Origin of the sequence: Microbacterium sp. SL62, assembly GCF_026672635.1 — a bacterium.
Classification (GTDB): Bacteria; Actinomycetota; Actinomycetes; order Actinomycetales; family Microbacteriaceae; genus Microbacterium; species Microbacterium testaceum_A.
The window spans coordinates 2,247,838-2,262,745 of sequence record NZ_JAPPRM010000001.1 but is presented as its reverse complement, the minus strand read 5'-3'; the positions used below and the strand labels follow the sequence as shown (position 1 = coordinate 2,262,745).

At 68.3% G+C, this 14,908-nt stretch carries 17 protein-coding genes and 2 tRNA genes; 12 read left to right on the top strand and 7 right to left on the bottom strand.

Going from position 1 to position 14,908, the window contains the following annotated elements:
* Positions 1-8 precede the first annotated feature (8 nt).
* Positions 9-635: an FMN-binding negative transcriptional regulator gene (locus OVA26_RS10825; RefSeq protein ID WP_268104087.1), complete on the top strand. Its 627-nt coding sequence runs from the start codon at positions 9-11 to the stop codon at positions 633-635.
* The gene (locus tag OVA26_RS10820; RefSeq protein ID WP_268104086.1) at positions 632-2,125 is read left to right on the top strand and encodes an amidohydrolase; all 1,494 of its coding nucleotides are present in this window, start codon (positions 632-634) and stop codon (positions 2,123-2,125) included. Before OVA26_RS10825 ends, OVA26_RS10820 begins: the two co-directional genes overlap by 4 nt.
* Before the next feature lie 166 nt (positions 2,126-2,291).
* On the opposite strand, the gene OVA26_RS10815 is transcribed toward OVA26_RS10820, so the two are convergent.
* The 5 genes from OVA26_RS10815 to OVA26_RS10795 form a co-directional block, all read right to left on the bottom strand.
* Positions 2,292-2,777: a Dps family protein gene (locus tag OVA26_RS10815; protein WP_056231037.1), complete on the bottom strand. Its 486-nt coding sequence runs from the start codon at positions 2,775-2,777 to the stop codon at positions 2,292-2,294.
* A 110-nt stretch (positions 2,778-2,887) separates the two neighbouring features.
* Positions 2,888-4,021 (bottom strand): signal peptidase I, encoded by a 1,134-nt coding sequence (locus OVA26_RS10810; protein WP_268104085.1) that lies wholly within the window; start codon positions 4,019-4,021, stop codon positions 2,888-2,890.
* Positions 4,022-4,095: 74 nt separating this feature from the next.
* Positions 4,096-4,587, bottom strand: coding sequence for a hypothetical protein (locus OVA26_RS10805; protein WP_268104084.1), 492 nt, complete (start codon positions 4,585-4,587; stop codon positions 4,096-4,098).
* Entirely contained in the window at positions 4,584-5,105 is a 522-nt protein-coding gene (locus tag OVA26_RS10800) for a hypothetical protein (protein WP_268104083.1), read from the bottom strand. Before OVA26_RS10800 ends, OVA26_RS10805 begins: the two co-directional genes overlap by 4 nt.
* Positions 5,106-5,115: 10 nt before the next feature.
* Positions 5,116-5,709, bottom strand: a complete 594-nt coding sequence (locus OVA26_RS10795) for an alternate-type signal peptide domain-containing protein (protein WP_268104082.1) — start codon at positions 5,707-5,709, stop codon at positions 5,116-5,118.
* A gap of 159 nt (positions 5,710-5,868) precedes the next feature.
* Here OVA26_RS10795 and OVA26_RS10790 point away from each other — a divergent pair, with 159 nt between their 5' ends.
* Positions 5,869-6,447 carry a gamma carbonic anhydrase family protein gene (locus OVA26_RS10790; RefSeq protein WP_268104081.1) on the top strand — a complete coding sequence of 193 codons (579 nt, stop codon included), beginning with the start codon at positions 5,869-5,871 and terminating at the stop codon, positions 6,445-6,447.
* A gap of 10 nt (positions 6,448-6,457) precedes the next feature.
* Positions 6,458-6,844 carry an A1S_2505 family phage non-structural protein gene (locus tag OVA26_RS10785; protein ID WP_268104080.1) on the top strand — a complete coding sequence of 129 codons (387 nt, stop codon included), beginning with the start codon at positions 6,458-6,460 and terminating at the stop codon, positions 6,842-6,844.
* 104 nt (positions 6,845-6,948) lie between these two features.
* Here OVA26_RS10785 and OVA26_RS10780 read toward each other — a convergent pair whose 3' ends face one another.
* Both OVA26_RS10780 and OVA26_RS10775 read right to left on the bottom strand, forming a co-directional pair.
* Positions 6,949-7,428 (bottom strand): GNAT family N-acetyltransferase, encoded by a 480-nt coding sequence (locus OVA26_RS10780; protein ID WP_268104079.1) that lies wholly within the window; start codon positions 7,426-7,428, stop codon positions 6,949-6,951.
* Positions 7,429-7,539: 111 nt separating this feature from the next.
* A tRNA-Gly gene (locus OVA26_RS10775) sits at positions 7,540-7,613 on the bottom strand.
* Positions 7,614-7,807: 194 nt separating this feature from the next.
* Between OVA26_RS10775 and OVA26_RS10770 the strand changes: the two genes are divergently transcribed.
* The 8 genes from OVA26_RS10770 to OVA26_RS10735 all read left to right on the top strand — a co-directional run bounded on the left by OVA26_RS10770 (position 7,808) and on the right by OVA26_RS10735 (position 14,908).
* A tRNA-Pro gene (locus OVA26_RS10770) sits at positions 7,808-7,881 on the top strand.
* A 72-nt stretch (positions 7,882-7,953) separates the two neighbouring features.
* Complete coding sequence (tig, locus tag OVA26_RS10765; RefSeq protein ID WP_268104078.1) at positions 7,954-9,456, top strand: trigger factor; 1,503 nt, start codon at positions 7,954-7,956, stop codon at positions 9,454-9,456.
* Positions 9,457-9,633: 177 nt separating this feature from the next.
* A complete protein-coding gene (locus OVA26_RS10760; protein ID WP_268104077.1) occupies positions 9,634-10,122 on the top strand; it encodes a tetratricopeptide repeat protein in 489 nt (162 codons plus the stop codon).
* A 77-nt stretch (positions 10,123-10,199) separates the two neighbouring features.
* Positions 10,200-10,784 (top strand): ATP-dependent Clp protease proteolytic subunit, encoded by a 585-nt coding sequence (locus tag OVA26_RS10755; RefSeq protein ID WP_056231069.1) that lies wholly within the window; start codon positions 10,200-10,202, stop codon positions 10,782-10,784.
* A 23-nt stretch (positions 10,785-10,807) separates the two neighbouring features.
* Positions 10,808-11,470 (top strand): ATP-dependent Clp protease proteolytic subunit, encoded by a 663-nt coding sequence (locus OVA26_RS10750; RefSeq protein WP_056231073.1) that lies wholly within the window; start codon positions 10,808-10,810, stop codon positions 11,468-11,470.
* Between the two features lie 428 nt (positions 11,471-11,898).
* Positions 11,899-13,167, top strand: a complete 1,269-nt coding sequence (clpX, locus tag OVA26_RS10745) for an ATP-dependent Clp protease ATP-binding subunit ClpX (protein ID WP_056231076.1) — start codon at positions 11,899-11,901, stop codon at positions 13,165-13,167.
* Between the two features lie 41 nt (positions 13,168-13,208).
* Positions 13,209-14,405 carry a hypothetical protein gene (locus OVA26_RS10740; protein ID WP_056231079.1) on the top strand — a complete coding sequence of 399 codons (1,197 nt, stop codon included), beginning with the start codon at positions 13,209-13,211 and terminating at the stop codon, positions 14,403-14,405.
* The gene (locus OVA26_RS10735; protein WP_056231081.1) at positions 14,405-14,908 is read left to right on the top strand and encodes a hypothetical protein; all 504 of its coding nucleotides are present in this window, start codon (positions 14,405-14,407) and stop codon (positions 14,906-14,908) included. The genes OVA26_RS10740 and OVA26_RS10735 overlap by 1 nt, the downstream gene beginning before the upstream one ends.

The following is a 14,908-nucleotide window of genomic DNA, read 5'->3' as shown; positions in this document are numbered from 1 at the left end:
CTGATCCGGTGCGTCAGAATCCGAGCTTCGCGATGACCGACGTCGGTGAGATCCGTCGTCTCATCGACCTCAACCCCTGGGTCACCCTCGTCAGTCAGACCGACGACGGCCTCGTCGCCTCGCACTACGCGGTCATGCTCGACGACACCCGGGACGACCTGACGATCGTGGGCCATGTCGGCAAGCCCGACGACGCGATCCTCGGTCTCGGCGACCGGGAGCTCCTCGTCGTCGTCCAGGGCCCCCACGGCTACATCACGCCGCGGTGGTACGGGGACGTCCCTGCCGTGCCGACGTGGAACTTCGTGTCGGCGCACCTCAGCGGCATCCCGGAACTCCTCTCTCCGGAGGAGAACCTGCGGGTACTCGAGCGCCTGGTGAAGCGTTTCGAGGGTGATGGTGACGACGCGAGAGGGCTGTACGCGGTGCCCAACGACGCCGCCTTCGTCGAAAGGCTCGAGCGCGGAACCATGGGGTTCCGCCTCACGCCGACGCGGGTGACGGCGAAGCGCAAGCTCAGCCAGAACCGTCCCGCGGAGGTCGTCGAGACGATCATCGACGGTCTGACCGCCGAGGGGCGCCACGAGCTCTCCGCTGAGATGCGTCGCGCCGCCGACGCGCGGGTCCGCCCGTGATCGGCGAGAACGTCGGATTCCTCCGCGCGGTGCGTGTCGCCGGACCCGGACGCGAATTCCTCCCGACGTCCGAGCCCGTCGACATCGTCATCTCCGACGGACGGATCGCCGATATCGCGCCGACGGGCAACCTGCGGCCCACCGGCGCCGTCCTCGAGGGGGAGGGCGGGTGGCTTCTCCCCGGGCTCTGGGACCACCACGTGCACGTGCTCCAGTGGGCCCTCGCGGCCGATCGTGTGCCCCTCGGCGAGGTGGCGAGCGCGCGCGACGCCGCGACGATCATGGCGCTCGCCCCCGAGTCCGACGGCCGCCGCGTCGGTTCCGGATTCCGTGACGGGCTCTGGTCCGACGAGCCGAGCCTGGAGCTGTTGGATGCCTCCACCGGGGGCGTGCCGACGTACCTGATCAACGCCGACGTCCACAGCGTGTGGATGAACACGGCGGCTTTCCGACGCGAGGGCTTCGAGCCCGTGGCATCCGGGATGCTCGTCGAAGAGGACGCGTTCGAGATCTCGCGCCGTGTGAACGCCGTCGAGGCCGACGTCGCCGACGCCGCCGTGGAGCGCATGGCCCGCGCGGCCGCGGCTCGCGGGGTCGTGGGTCTCGTCGACCTCGACATGACCTGGAACGACGAACCCTGGCAGCGGCGAGCGGCGCGCGGATTCGACACGCTGCGCATCTCGTACGGCACGTACCCGCAGGACCTGGATCGGGCCATCGCCGAGGGTCTTCGCACGGGCGACCCCGTGAGGGGATCGTCGAACGGTCTCGTGCGGGTCGGGCCGCTCAAGGCGATCACCGACGGCTCGCTGGGCACCCGCACCGCGGCGTGCGCCCACCACTATCCGGGCGACACCGGCAACCACGGGTTGCTGACCGTCCCGCCGGAGGAGCTCGTCGACATGATGACGCGGGCCACGGCGGCCGGACTCGAATGCGCGATCCACGCCATCGGCGACATCGCGAACGCCCACGCGCTCGACGCGTACGCCCTCACCGGCGCGGTGGGCACCATCGAACACGCGCAGCTCGTCGCTCACGCCGACATTCCGCGCTTCGCCCGTCTGGGGGTCGCCGCGAGCGTGCAGCCCGAGCACGCGCTCGACGATCGGGACATGACGGATGCCGTCTGGGCCGAGCAGTCTGCGCAGCCCTACCCGCTGCGGGCCCTGGCCGACAGCGGCGCGAACCTCCGCTTCGGTTCCGACGCGCCCGTCGCACCCCTCGACCCGTGGGCCGCGATGGCGTCGGCGGTGTTCCGCACGCGCGACGGACGCGACGCGTGGCAGCCGCACCAGCGGGTCGACATCGACACGGCGATCGCCGCCTCGACGGCGGGGGGATCGACCGCACCCGCCGAGATCTCACCGGGCGCCCTCGCCGATCTCGTCATCGTCGGGGCCGACCCGCTGATCGCCGACGAGCGTGGACTGCGCGCGATGCCCGTGCGGGCGACGCTGCTCGCGGGTCGCGTCACGCACGGCGCCTGACGCACGATCGTTCTTTTGGCGTGAGGGGTCACTTTCTGTCGCTGGGCGCGTCTCCTGGCGACAGGAAGTGACCCCTCACGCGCGCGGTGGAGGGGCGGGGGAGCGGGAGACGTGCCGGAACGACGAAGGGGGCGGTGCCGAAGCACCGCCCCCTTCGAGGAACGTCTTACGCGGCGAGGTGCGCGAACAGGAACCAACGGTCCTTGTCGAGGCCGCGCTTGATCTCGATTGCCACGTCCTGGCTCGACATGTCGATCTCGTCGAGACCCTCGATGGCGGCTTCGATGTCGACGAGCACCGCGTCGATGTCGGCGATCACGGCGCGGATGACGACATCGGACTGCGCGAAACCGGCCGGGACCTCGGTGGCCTTCGCCTTCGCGGCGACGGTCGACAGGCGCGAGTCGATGGGAAGACCCAGGGCGACGATGCGCTCGGCGGCCAGGTCGGCCCACTCCTGCGCGTGAGCGACGACCGAGTCGAGCAGCTCGTGCACGCCGATGAAGTTGGCGCCGCGGACGTGCCAGTGCGCCTGCTTGCCGTTGACGACGAGCGCCTCGAGGCCGATGACGACGGGGGAGAGGAACTGGGCGGTGCCGGCGGCCATCGTCGGGTCGACGGTGGTGGCGGCGGGGGTCTGGACGGTGCTCATGTGTGCTCCTTAGGCGACGTTCGAAGTCTCGATGGATGCAACGCTACTCACGTGGCAGCATTCCGCAAGCAAGATGAGGCTCGGCTAAATCCCTGGTGAATAGGCAATCCTCACCTTCCCTGATCGCGTCTCAGCCCCACGGCGAGACCGAGGGTCACCACCGCGGCGGCTCCGGCGACGAGCATTCCCCAGGGCGTTGAGCGGATGCCGGTCCACGCGAGGGATCCTCCGGTCTGGGCCGGATCCGCGAGGGACGGACCGGGTTCTCCGGTCGGAGGGTCGCTCGCCGTCGCGTCCGTGAGCCGGACGACGGGAGTCACGACGGCGTCAGCGTTACGCGAGATGTTGCCGGAGGCGGCATCCATCCTCACTCCGAGGTCGATGCGCAGCGTGTCACCCGGCGCGATCACCGAGCTCACCCACTGGTCCCCCTGCGGCACCGGGCTCGAGGCCACGACCAGGGTGAGCGAGCGCGTGAACGAGGTGTCGCCCGGGTCCGAGCCGACGGGGGCGGTATCGAGGCGCAGGCCCGCCCGTGCCGGATCGGGACTCGCGTTTCGGATCCACAGGGTGGAGGTGAGCGTGCCACCAGGAACGATGCGGTCCGGCTGGTCGAACAGGCGCACCGCTCCGTCCGAGACGAAGCGCGCCCCATCGTCGCTCACGAGCAACTGGCTGGACGAAGCCGATGCGGGAGTCGGCGTCAGCAGGGGAGCGGATGCCGTGACGAGGATCAAAGCGAACGCCGTGGTCGTTCTCCGGTGGCGATGCGAACGGACGAGATCGAAGATGAGCAGGACCAGGCCGTAGCCGACGACCGCGACACCGACCGCCGCGATGACGATCCCGCGCTCCTGTCCTCCGAAGACGATCCCGGGATACCCGAGATACGGCACCGCGAAGACCACTTTTCCGCGAAGTTGCTCGCTCTGCACCGGGGGATCGTCGGCGTCGTTGGCGTCCCCTCGCGTGATCAGCAGCCGCGCGCCACCGGTGCTGCTGGTCGTACCCACGACGCGGTGCGTGACCACGGCGGGCTCGCCCGAGCGCAGTTGATAGGTCACGACATCTCCGACCGAGACGTCGTCTATCGAGGACGGGCGGACCGCGATCAACGTCCCCGGTGGCATGCCCGGCTGCATGCTCGCGGTCAGGACGGTGTACGTCTGCGCGCCGAGGAGCAGAGGGATCACCACGGTGATCAAGCCGAAAAGCGACACCGCGACGAGAACGATGCTGCCCACGATGGCGCGCGTCCGAGCCCACCCCGGCCGTTCCGGCGGCGGAGTGGTGGAGCCGGGAGTGCGGGGATCCTCGATCAGTTCTGACACTTGACGCCCCCGAGCAGTCCGCCGACCAGGCTGGAGAGGACGACCGGCTGCCCGTTGCTGGGCAGTGACGTCCACTTCTGGGTGACGGCGGTGACGGTGATCACGACGGTGCCGCCGTCGAGCAGCGCCCTCACCACCGACGCCAGGAGCGATGTCAGCACCGAGCCGGTGATGTCGATCGTCGTGGCGGTCACGCCCGTCGCGACCACCTGGGTGGCGCCGTTCGCGGAGTTCGTGGCGGTCACGGTGTACGACGTCGCGTCGGTGATCGGGGACCACGAGATCTGCGCGTACGACGACAAGCCGAGTACCGCCGGCTTCGACGTGCACGTCGTGACGGGCGCCGCGAGTGCGGACGTGCTGAGCGAGAATGCCGGCGCGGAGGTGGACGCACGCCACGCGGCCGCGGCGGCGGTGGGCACGGTGAGCGCCAGGGCCAGGGCGGCGACTACGGCGACGACCGCACGACGACGGCTCACGATGTCGCCTGATCGACGGTGATGGTGATCTGCGGGGTGAGAGCGATCGCCTGGGTCGTGGACGGAGCGCTCGGGTCGAGAGTGACGCGCAGGCACAGGTCGGCCGACGCTCCGAGCGCGTATCCGCCGGCTGGGGCGTACCCACCCGCGGGCAGGGGCGTTCCCGTCCCGCAAGCCCCGACGAACACCTGTGTCGAGACGTACGGCGCGAGCGCTGCCGACACCGACGCCGCAGCGTTCACTCGCCAGCGCATCGTGTCACCCGACCCGGTCGCGCTCACGCGCAGGGCTGCGGTGTCGCTGGAGCGCCCCGGTAGGAGCGGTTTCCACGCACTCCAGCTTCCCGTCCAGCTCGCCGCGGCTCCGAGCGAGCCGGTCGAGGTCACCCCAGCGGTGAGCGGGCGGCGGTCCGACCAGACGGCGTGTGCCGCCACGGTGCCGGGGCCCAGCACGAGCGCTGCGACGAGGACCGCGGTCCACCGGACGCGCCGTGGAACGCGATCGTCGCGACGGTGCATGGTCAGTCCCTCAGCTGGAGGCCTGGGTCAGCGAGAACGCGAGCTGGTTGAGGTCCACGGGCGTGTTCACGCCCACGAGGTTGGGCGTCGTCGAATCGAAGGTGACCGTGACGGTGGCCGTCAGGGTTCCGGCCGTGGCGGGAGTCACGCGATAGGTGTTGGTCCCCGTCTGCGCGCCTAGGCCGGTGATGTTCACCACGACCTTCACGTAGGGGGCTGCGGGACCGGTGACGAAGCTGGCGCCCTGGGTGACCGCGAGGTCGGCGGCGAGGGTGTCGCCGACGAGGGTGACGGTGACCGGCTGCGTGAGCGTGAGTACGTCGCCCGGGACGATCTTGACGTTGGTGAGGTTCGACACCGACGTCGCCTGCCCGAGGACGCCCTTCAGGCTCCACGAGCCCGTGCCGAGCGACAGGGCGAGGTTTCCGGAACTCACGGTCCCCGCGGTCAACGCGGTCTGCGTGGTCCAGAACGCGTAGGTGCCGCCCCCGCCGAGAAGCAGGGCGGTGCCGGCCGCGATCGCGAGGATCGCCTTGGTGCGGCGGTGTCGTCGGGCCGGGCGGGCGGTGCGGGTGCGGGTAACGGGTTCGGTCGACTGCGACATGAGGTCTCCAAGGGCGATGCGGCTGTGGTGGGACCGAAACTATGAGCCGTGATCAGGATCGCCGCTACTGATCCGCGGGCCGGAGCTACGGTGTTCGCCCACCCTCGGTAGTGCTCTCGCGCTTCTCGGTAGCTCCTCGGTAGGGCTAGCCTCGGGCTCATGCCGATCGCCCCCGATGCCTCTGTTCTCGCCCTCAGCGGAGCCGCTCCGAGCCTGCACGACACCGCGTTCGTGGCGTCCGGTGCGCGCATCATCGGCGATGTCACGCTCGGCGAACAGGCCAGCGTCTGGTACAACGCCGTCGTGCGCGGTGACAGTGCGCGCATCGTCCTGGGCGCGCGCAGCAATCTGCAGGACAACGTGTCCGTGCACGTCGACGCCGGGCGCCCGGTCACCATCGGTACCGACGTCTCGGTGGGGCACAACGCCGTCGTGCACGGCTGCACGATCGGTGACGGCTCGTTGATCGGTATGGGCAGCGTCGTCCTGTCGGGCGTCGAGATCGGTCCCGGGTGTCTGATCGCCGGGGGAGCTGTCGTGCTCGAGGGCACCGTCATTCCCGAGGGATCGCTGGTTGCGGGCGTCCCCGCGAAGGTGAGGCGCGCGCTCACGCCGGAGGAACGGGCGAAGATCCTCCGCAACGCGCAGACATATCTCGCGCACGTCGAGCGCCACGGCTCGGCGACGCGGATTCAGGATGCCGCAACCCCGGCGGACGGCGACCGTTCCGGCGCGTAACCTCGCGCGCATGCACATCACATCGCTCGCCCCGAACGAGATCTTCGTCTTCGGCTCGAATGCCTCGGGGGCCCACGGCGGAGGAGCAGCGCGGTTCGCGATGGACCGCTTCGGCGCGATCTGGGGTCAGAGCGAAGGCCTGCAGGGGCAGTCGTACGGGATGGACACGATGTCGGGACTCGACGTCTTCGAGGAGCAGGCGCGGCGATTCGTGGCCTTCGCCGCGAAGCATATCGAGCTGCGCTTCCTCGTGGCCGAGGTGGGCTGCGGTATCGCCGGGTACCGGCCGGAGCAAGTCGCGGGCTTCTTCGCGGGAGCGGGCGACAACGTCGTGCTGCCGGAATCTTTCACGCGCGAGCTCGGGTCTCGAGCAAGACCTCCGGCACCTCGCTACTAATGGTGGACTTCGCGCGTGTCACGCTGATGATGCTCGTCGACGGGTACACGTGATCTTTGATCTCACCGTCGTGGCGTGAGTTGGGGGTCGCGGCCATCTCACGGCTAGGCAAGTTCGCGCTCGAAGAACACAACAGAGCCTTCGCGCCGGACCTCCACAAGCCCCGCTTTTTCCAGCACGCGCTGCGAGGCTGCATTGCCCGTATCGGTGTCGGCGATTGCCCGACGCGCTCCCCACGCCCGAGCGTGGTCAAGAGCGAGGCCAACCGCTGCCGTAGCCAATCCACGCCCGCGCGCCGCAGGAATCAGTCCATACCCGAACTCGACCGTTCCGCTCGAGTCGGGCGGACCAAAGAACCCGAAGCCGCCGACGGCCAGCCCCGTGCGGGCCTCCCTAATGGCATACATGGTGAACGGTGAACCCGTCTCGGTGGTCGCAGCGAGCGCGGACAAAGGGGCCAACTCATCCGCGAACGGATAATCCCGATGCCAGGCGTCGCCGGGTTCCTCCCGTCCGTCAATGATTCGTCGTGCGAGGGAAGGCGATAGCCGCGTGAGGAGAACTCGTTCGTTTTCAAGTGTCATCCGTTCCATCATCCCGTGGATGCACATTCTGAGAAACGCTCTACGCCGAATGACGGGTCATGGACCAACAGCTCAAAAACAACTATTGATGGCCACGAACGGGTGAAAATGTGGAGGGGCTGACGAGAATCGAACTCGCATCATCTGTTTGGAAGACAGAGGCTTTACCACTAAGCTACAGCCCCGGAATTCCGCGGTTTTCTGACGAACCGCGGAGTCGGACGACACCCACTCTACGACACCCTGAGGCCCGTCGCGAACGCGGGGGAGTCGGCATCCCTCCGCTCTCGCACGCAAGGGGGTCGGCGAAATCGGCGCAGCCAGGGGGATCGACTAGACTTTCAGCGGTCGTTTCGTCGGCGCGTGCCGCGCGCCGCCCCGGGGCGTAGCTCAGCTTGGTAGAGCGCCCGCTTTGGGAGCGGGAGGCCGCAGGTTCAAATCCTGTCGCCCCGACGAACGGCCCCACAGACCACAGGCCCAATCGGCCCCCGCGTGCGCGCGGGCCACACGAGGAGAACGAACCGCATGGTCAACAGCACCGTCGAGAAGCTCAGCCCCACCCGGGTCAAGCTGCACATCACGGTTTCGCCCGACGAGCTCAAGCCGAGCATCGCCCACGCCTACGAGCACATCGCCCGCGACGTGCAGATCCCCGGCTTCCGCAAGGGCAAGGTGCCCGCGCCGATCATCGACCAGCGCATGGGCCGCGGCGCCGTCATCGAGCACGCCGTCAACGAGGGGCTCGACGGGTTCTACCGCGCGGCCGTCGAGGCCAATGACCTGCGCGTCATCGGTCGTCCGAACGCCGAGATCGTCGAGCTCCCCGAGCTCAAGGACTTCTCGGGCGACCTCATCGTCGACGTCGAGGTCGACGTGCGCCCCGAGTTCGACCTGCCCGCGTACGACTCGATCACGGTGACGGTCGACGCCGCCGAGGTCGACGAGGCCGGTATCGACGCCGAGCTCGACCGCCTGCGTGCGCGCTTCGGCACGCTCATCACGGTCGACCGTCCCGCTAAGACCGGTGACTTCGTCGAGCTCGACCTGGTCGCCACGATCGACGGCAACGAGATCGACCGCGCCGAGGGCGTGTCGTACGAGATCGGCTCGGGCGAACTGCTCCAGGGCATCGATGAGGCCATCGAGTCGCTCACGGCCGACGAGCAGACCACGTTCCGTTCGAAGCTGGTCGGCGGCGAGCACGCCGGTGAAGAGGCCGAGGTCTCGGTCACCATCACCGCCGTCAAGGAGCGCGAGCTTCCCGAGGCCGACGACGACTTCGCGCAGATGGCGTCGGAGTTCGACACCATCGCCGAGCTGCGCGAGTCGCTCAGCGAGCGCGTGTCGCAGCAGTCCGTCTTCACGCAGGGCTCGGCCGCGCGCGACAAGTTCATCGAGGCGCTCCTCGAGGCCGTCGAGATCCCGGTTCCGCCGCAGCTCATCGAGGACGAGGTGCACCAGCACCTCGAGGGCGAGAACCGCCTCGAAGACGACGAGCACCGCGCCGAGGTCACCGAGGCGAGCGAGAAGCAGTTCCGCACGCAGATGGTGCTCGACAAGATCGCCGAAGATGCCAACGTCCAGGTGTCGCAGGACGAGCTGACCCAGTACCTGATCCAGTCGGCTGCGCAGTACAACATGGCGCCGCAGGACTTCGTCAACGCGCTGCAGCAGGGCAACCAGCTGCCCGCGCTCGTCGGTGAGGTCGCCCGCAACAAGGCCCTCGCGATCGCGCTCGGCAAGGTCACCGTCGTCGACACCGACGGCAAGCCCGTCGACCTGACCGGTTTCGTCGCCGTCGAGGGCGAAGAGCCCGTCGAGGGTGACGACGCTGCGGACGAGGCTCCCGCCGAGGAGGCCGCCGCTGAGGAGGCTCCCGCGAAGGCTCCCGCCAAGAAGCGCGCCCCCGCGAAGAAGAAGGCCGACGCTGACGAGGCGCCCGCCGCTGAGGAGGCTCCCGCTAAGGCTCCCGCCAAGAAGCGCGCCCCGGCCAAGAAGAAGACCGACGAGGCCGCTGACGGCGAGTAAGTCGTGACGAAGGGGGCGGATGCCGTGGCATCCGCCCCCTTTTCCGTCCCCGGGCGCCGTCCGGGGGAACGGCCCCGTTGAGTGTCCAGAACACTCGGACCGCGTCTCGAAGCGTCCGAGTGTCGTGGACACGCAGTGCGTGAGCGTGGGGTCAGAACGATGATGAGGATGCGACACATGAACGACTGGCAGAGCAGAGTGGATGCCGTGTGGGCCGATGACACGCTCAGCCCCGAGCACGTGATCGAGCGGATCGACGAGCTCGCCACCGAGCGCCCGGCGGACGATGCGGTGGCGCTGTTCGAACGCGCCGGGGCGCGTGACTCGGCCGGCGTCGAAGACGAGGCGGAGGTGCTGTACCGCCGCGCCCTGGAGATCGGGCTCGACGACGAGCGACGCACGCGGGCGACGATCCAACTGGCGAGCACGATCCGCAACCTCGGCAAGACCGAAGAGTCGCTCGCGATGCTCGAGGCGGAGTACGAGCGCGAACCGCGCGGGCCTCTCCACGACGCGGCCGCCGCCTTCTACGCCCTCGCGCTCGTGTCGAACGGAAAGCCCGAGCGGGCGGCATCCATCGCCCTTCAAGCTCTCGCCCCGCACCTGCCGCTCTATACCCGTTCCGTCACGGGATATGCGCGAGAAATCGCCGACCAGGCGCGCTGATCCGCCCGCGGCGAACACGGCATCCCGCTCCGGAACGCGCCGGTAGATTCATTTCAGATCACGGAAGAGGAGCACACATGCCCGAACCCCTTATGGCAACGAGCGTCTTCGACAGACTGCTCAAGGACCGCATCATCTGGCTCGGTTCCGAGGTGCGCGACGACAACGCCAACGAGATCTGCGCCAAGATCCTGCTGCTTGCCGCAGAAGACCCGCAGAAGGACATCTACCTCTACATCAACTCGCCCGGCGGCTCGATCACGGCCGGCATGGCGATCTACGACACGATGCAGTTCGTGCCGAACGACATCGTCACCGTCGGCATCGGCATGGCGGCCTCGATGGGCCAGCTGCTGCTGACCAGCGGTACCAAGGGCAAGCGCTACATCACGCCGAACGCGCGCGTGCTGCTGCACCAGCCCCACGGTGGCTTCGGCGGAACGTCGAGCGACATCCAGACGCAGGCGCAGCTCATCCTCGACATGAAGCGCCGTCTCGCCGAGATCACCGCGGCCCAGACCGGCAAGAGCGTCGAGCAGATCAACGCCGACGGTGACCGCGACCGCTGGTTCACCGCTCAGGAAGCCCTCGAGTACGGCTTCGTCGACCACATGCGCGAGCACGCCACCGACGTCACCGGCGGCGGCGGAACCGCGGCCTGAGCCGAGAGGAAAAGGACACCATCATGAACATCCCCACTTTCGGCGGCGCCGCATCGCACATGCCCTCGAGCCGCTACGTCCTTCCTCAGTTCGAGGAGCGCACGGCCTACGGCTACAAGCGCCAGGACCCGTACAACAAGCTGTTCGAAGACCGCGTGATCTTCCTCGGCGTGCAGGTCGACGACGCGTCGGCCGACGACGTCATGGCGCAGCTGCTCGTGCTCGAGTCGCAGGACCCCGACCGCGACATCATCATGTACATCAACTCGCCCGGTGGCTCGTTCACGGCCATGACGGCGATCTACGACACGATGCAGTACGTCTCGCCGCAGATCCAGACGGTCGTGCTCGGTCAGGCCGCCTCCGCGGCATCCGTGCTGCTGGCCGCCGGCGCCCCCGGCAAGCGTCTCGCCCTGCCGAACGCCCGTATCCTGATCCACCAGCCCGCCATGGGCGAGGCCGGACACGGACAGGCGTCCGACATCGAGATCCAGGCGCAGGAGATCCTCCGCATGCGCACTTGGCTCGAAGAGACCATGGCGCGTCACACCGGTCAGGACGTCGCGAAGGTCAACAAGGACATCGACCGCGACAAGATCCTCTCCGCCGCCGAGGCGATGGAGTACGGCATCGTCGACCAGGTGCTCACGACCCGCAAGCGCACCCCGGCGGCCCTCACCGCCTGACGCGCTCGCGACACGACGAAGCCCCGCAGACCCGTTTCGGTCTGCGGGGCTTCGTCGCGCATGGGGCGTGAATACGGTCGGTGCTCGCGCAGGGTCGGGGATTCGCGCAACCTCAGTTCGACGGGGCGGATGCCGACGGAGGTTGTGCAGATCGCGGAGGTTGTGCGCGCGGCGACGAGAGCTCCGCACAGGATCAGGGATTCGCGCAACCTCAGCTCGCAGGGAGAATTCGAGCCTGAGGATGTGCAGATCACGGAGGCTGCGCGGCAGGGAAGGTCCGCGCCCTCCGCGGAAGCGCGACGGGACGCCGTGTGTCCGCCGTGGGCGATCACGACACCGCCGCGCGCGCGAATGCCCTTGGATCACCCGGGCTCGGGTTAGGCTCGGGTAACACACCGGCGGGGGCCGGGTGACGGGAGGAACCGGCCATGGCACGTATCGGTGAGAGCGCCGACCTGTTCAAGTGCTCCTTCTGCGGCAAGAGCCAGAAGCAGGTACAGCAGCTGATCGCCGGTCCGGGCGTCTACATCTGCGACGAGTGCGTCGAGCTCTGCAACGAGATCATCGAAGAGCGCATGGCCGAATCGTCGGCCGGCGAGGTCGCCGAGTTCGACCTGCCCAAGCCGCGCGAGATCTTCTCGTTCCTCGAGGAGTACGTCGTCGGGCAGGAGCCCGCCAAGCGCGCCCTCGCCGTCGCCGTCTACAACCACTACAAGCGCGTGCGCTCGCACGGCACCCTTCAGCCCGCGGAGCAGCGCGCCGAAGAGATCGACATCGCCAAGAGCAACATCCTGCTGCTCGGGCCCACCGGTTGCGGCAAGACCTACCTCGCCCAGACCCTCGCGAAGCGCCTCAACGTGCCGTTCGCGGTCGCCGATGCCACCGCCCTCACCGAGGCCGGCTACGTCGGTGAAGACGTCGAGAACATCCTGCTGAAGCTCCTGCAGGCCGCCGACTTCGACGTCAAGCGTGCCGAGACCGGCATCATCTACATCGACGAGGTCGACAAGATCGCCCGAAAGGCCGAGAACCCCTCGATCACGCGCGACGTGTCGGGCGAGGGCGTGCAGCAGGCGCTGCTGAAGATCCTCGAGGGAACGGTCGCTTCGGTTCCGCCGCAGGGCGGCCGCAAGCACCCGCACCAGGAGTTCATCCAGATCGACACGACGAACGTCCTGTTCATCGTGGCCGGGGCCTTCGCGGGCCTCGAAGAGATCATCTCGGCACGCGTCGGCAAGCACGGCGTCGGTTTCGGCGCACCGCTGCAGCGCAAGGAAGACGCGCCCGACCTATTCAGCGAGGCCCTGCCCGAGGATCTTCACAAGTTCGGCCTGATCCCCGAGTTCATCGGTCGCCTGCCCGTCGTGGCATCCGTCTCGCCCCTGGACCAGGACGCGTTGATGGAGATCCTCACGGCACCGCGCAACGCGCTGGTCAAGCAGTACCAGCGGATGTTCGAGCTCGACGGTGTGCAGCTCGAGTTCGAAGAGGACGCGCTGCGCGCGATCGCCGACCTCGCCGTCTTGCGGAAGACCGGCGCGCGCGGTCTGCGCGCAATCCTCGAAGACGTCCTGGGCCCGATCATGTTCGACGTGCCCTCGGCCGACGACATCGCTAAGGTCGTCATCACGCGTGCGGCCGTCGAAGACCGCGCGCAGCCGACCATCGTGCTGGCGCAGAAGCGACGGAGCGCGTAACCCGCTTCGCTCACACCTCACCTACGGACCGGGGGGACCGAATGGATGTCGACACCGACCAGCTGTCACTTGCGCAGCAGGTGCTGGAGAGGCAAGCCGGACACGGGCAGGCGATCGGGGAGCACCTCGAAACGTACGCCCGCCTGAACGCGGGAGAGCTGGGCCTGATCCTGCAGCTGTTCCAGCCGATCAGCGACGGCATCGTCGACGTCGGAAAACGCGTCGCCGACATGTCGTCGCAGGCCTTCGGCATCGGCACCGAGCGGATGGGCGAGACGGTCGCGGCGTATCGCGCTGCCGAGCAGACGGCTCACGACGCGATCGCTCAGGTCGCCGCGTCGCTCGGCGTCGACACGCCGCCGTATTCGCCGGGCACCGCGCCGACTCTCGGCGCTGCACAGGGCGGGGCCTCGAGTCGCTACGGCGAGCCCGACGGGAACCTGTTCAACCAAGCCTTCTGGGACGGTTACTCCGCCGTCGAGTGGGCCGACGGGACGGCATCGGGAATCTCCGACCGCGTGGGAGACGGACTGTCCGCGTCTCGAACGGTCACCGAGAAGCAGGACGTGCGCTCGTACCTCCCTCGACCCCAGGGCGAGGATCCCGAGATCGAGAGCATCCGTTGGAAGGCGGGTCCGATCTTCGGCGGAGTGGACTGGCTCTTCGAGGAGCTCGTCGGCTACTCACTCCTCGAAGAGGTGACGAAGCCCTTCTCGGGCGACTGGGAGCGCATGCGCGAGGCGCAGTTCGCCTGGACGCACGCGGGGGATGCCATGAGCGCGATCGGTCAGAACGCGATGGGGCTTCTGCCGCCCCTCGCGTCATGGACCGGCAAGGGCTCCGAGGCGTTCGTCGCAGCGGCCGGCGTGATGTCGCAGGCCCACACCGTCGTGGCAGGACCCGCGGGCACCGTGGCGACGGCGATCAAGGTGCTGATCCTGTTGTGCAAAGAAGCCGTCGGTAAGATCCTGAAGATCCTCGACCGTCTCGCGCAGAAGCTTCTGCGGATCGCGGCCGAAGCTGCGGTTCCCGTGGCGGGTTGGCTCGTGGCGGCCGTCGAGGCGGGAATCGCCGTGTACGACCTGATCCAAGATGCGCGGTGGGCGTACAAGTGGATCAACATGATCTACGACCTCGTCTCGGGGATGGTCGGAAATATCGGCACGATGACCGACAGTGCGATGCGCATGGCCGACCTGTACGAGGGTCTGGCGCGCGGAGCGGCGGCGCGAGTCTGATGGCACGCATCGACGACCCGATGATGGATCACGTTCCCGGCCCCGACGACGATCGGCTGGTCGGCGACTTCCGCACGATGGCGGAGACGTTCGCACGACTTCTTCGCGAAGACGACGAGCGCGAGAACGCGCGCGCCGCGATCGAGGCGGAGGAGCGCCGAGAGGCCGACGAGCATCGTGCCGCCCGTGCTCGTGCCGGCGAGATGGGCGCGGAGTGGCGCACGGTGCAGTCGCGCATCGACCTCGGCGAGACCAGCCTTGAAGCGGTCTTCCGCGGCGAAGATCAGACTTCTGCCGCCCAGGCTCTGCGGAAGATGTCATCCGAGAATCTCCGCGCACTGCGGGAGTCGTGGGACGAAGTCGACGACGACGTCACGGAGGACGACGATCGTCCGTCACCTGACGCTGAGTTCGACGCCGCCGCCCGCCAATCGCACGAGCGCTACACCGAAGCTCTGGCGAAGATCCGCGACGCGCTCGAACTCGCGCGTCGCGACGTGTGA

Bases quoted from the DNA above. Each gene is read 5' to 3' on its own strand.
- OVA26_RS10815 (WP_056231037.1), bottom strand. From the start codon at position 2,777: ATGAGCACCGTCCAGACCCCCGCCGCCACCACCGTCGACCCGACGATG.
- OVA26_RS10800 (WP_268104083.1), bottom strand. From the start codon at position 5,105: ATGCACCGTCGCGACGATCGCGTTCCACGGCGCGTCCGGTGGACCGCG.
- OVA26_RS10795 (WP_268104082.1), bottom strand. From the start codon at position 5,709: ATGTCGCAGTCGACCGAACCCGTTACCCGCACCCGCACCGCCCGCCCG.
- OVA26_RS10790 (WP_268104081.1), top strand. From the start codon at position 5,869: ATGCCGATCGCCCCCGATGCCTCTGTTCTCGCCCTCAGCGGAGCCGCT.
- OVA26_RS10785 (WP_268104080.1), top strand. From the start codon at position 6,458: ATGCACATCACATCGCTCGCCCCGAACGAGATCTTCGTCTTCGGCTCG.
- OVA26_RS10780 (WP_268104079.1), bottom strand. From the start codon at position 7,428: ATGACACTTGAAAACGAACGAGTTCTCCTCACGCGGCTATCGCCTTCC.
- tig (WP_268104078.1), top strand. From the start codon at position 7,954: ATGGTCAACAGCACCGTCGAGAAGCTCAGCCCCACCCGGGTCAAGCTG.
- OVA26_RS10760 (WP_268104077.1), top strand. From the start codon at position 9,634: ATGAACGACTGGCAGAGCAGAGTGGATGCCGTGTGGGCCGATGACACG.
- OVA26_RS10755 (WP_056231069.1), top strand. From the start codon at position 10,200: ATGCCCGAACCCCTTATGGCAACGAGCGTCTTCGACAGACTGCTCAAG.
- OVA26_RS10750 (WP_056231073.1), top strand. From the start codon at position 10,808: ATGAACATCCCCACTTTCGGCGGCGCCGCATCGCACATGCCCTCGAGC.
- clpX (WP_056231076.1), top strand. From the start codon at position 11,899: ATGGCACGTATCGGTGAGAGCGCCGACCTGTTCAAGTGCTCCTTCTGC.
- OVA26_RS10740 (WP_056231079.1), top strand. From the start codon at position 13,209: ATGGATGTCGACACCGACCAGCTGTCACTTGCGCAGCAGGTGCTGGAG.
- OVA26_RS10735 (WP_056231081.1), top strand. From the start codon at position 14,405: ATGGCACGCATCGACGACCCGATGATGGATCACGTTCCCGGCCCCGAC.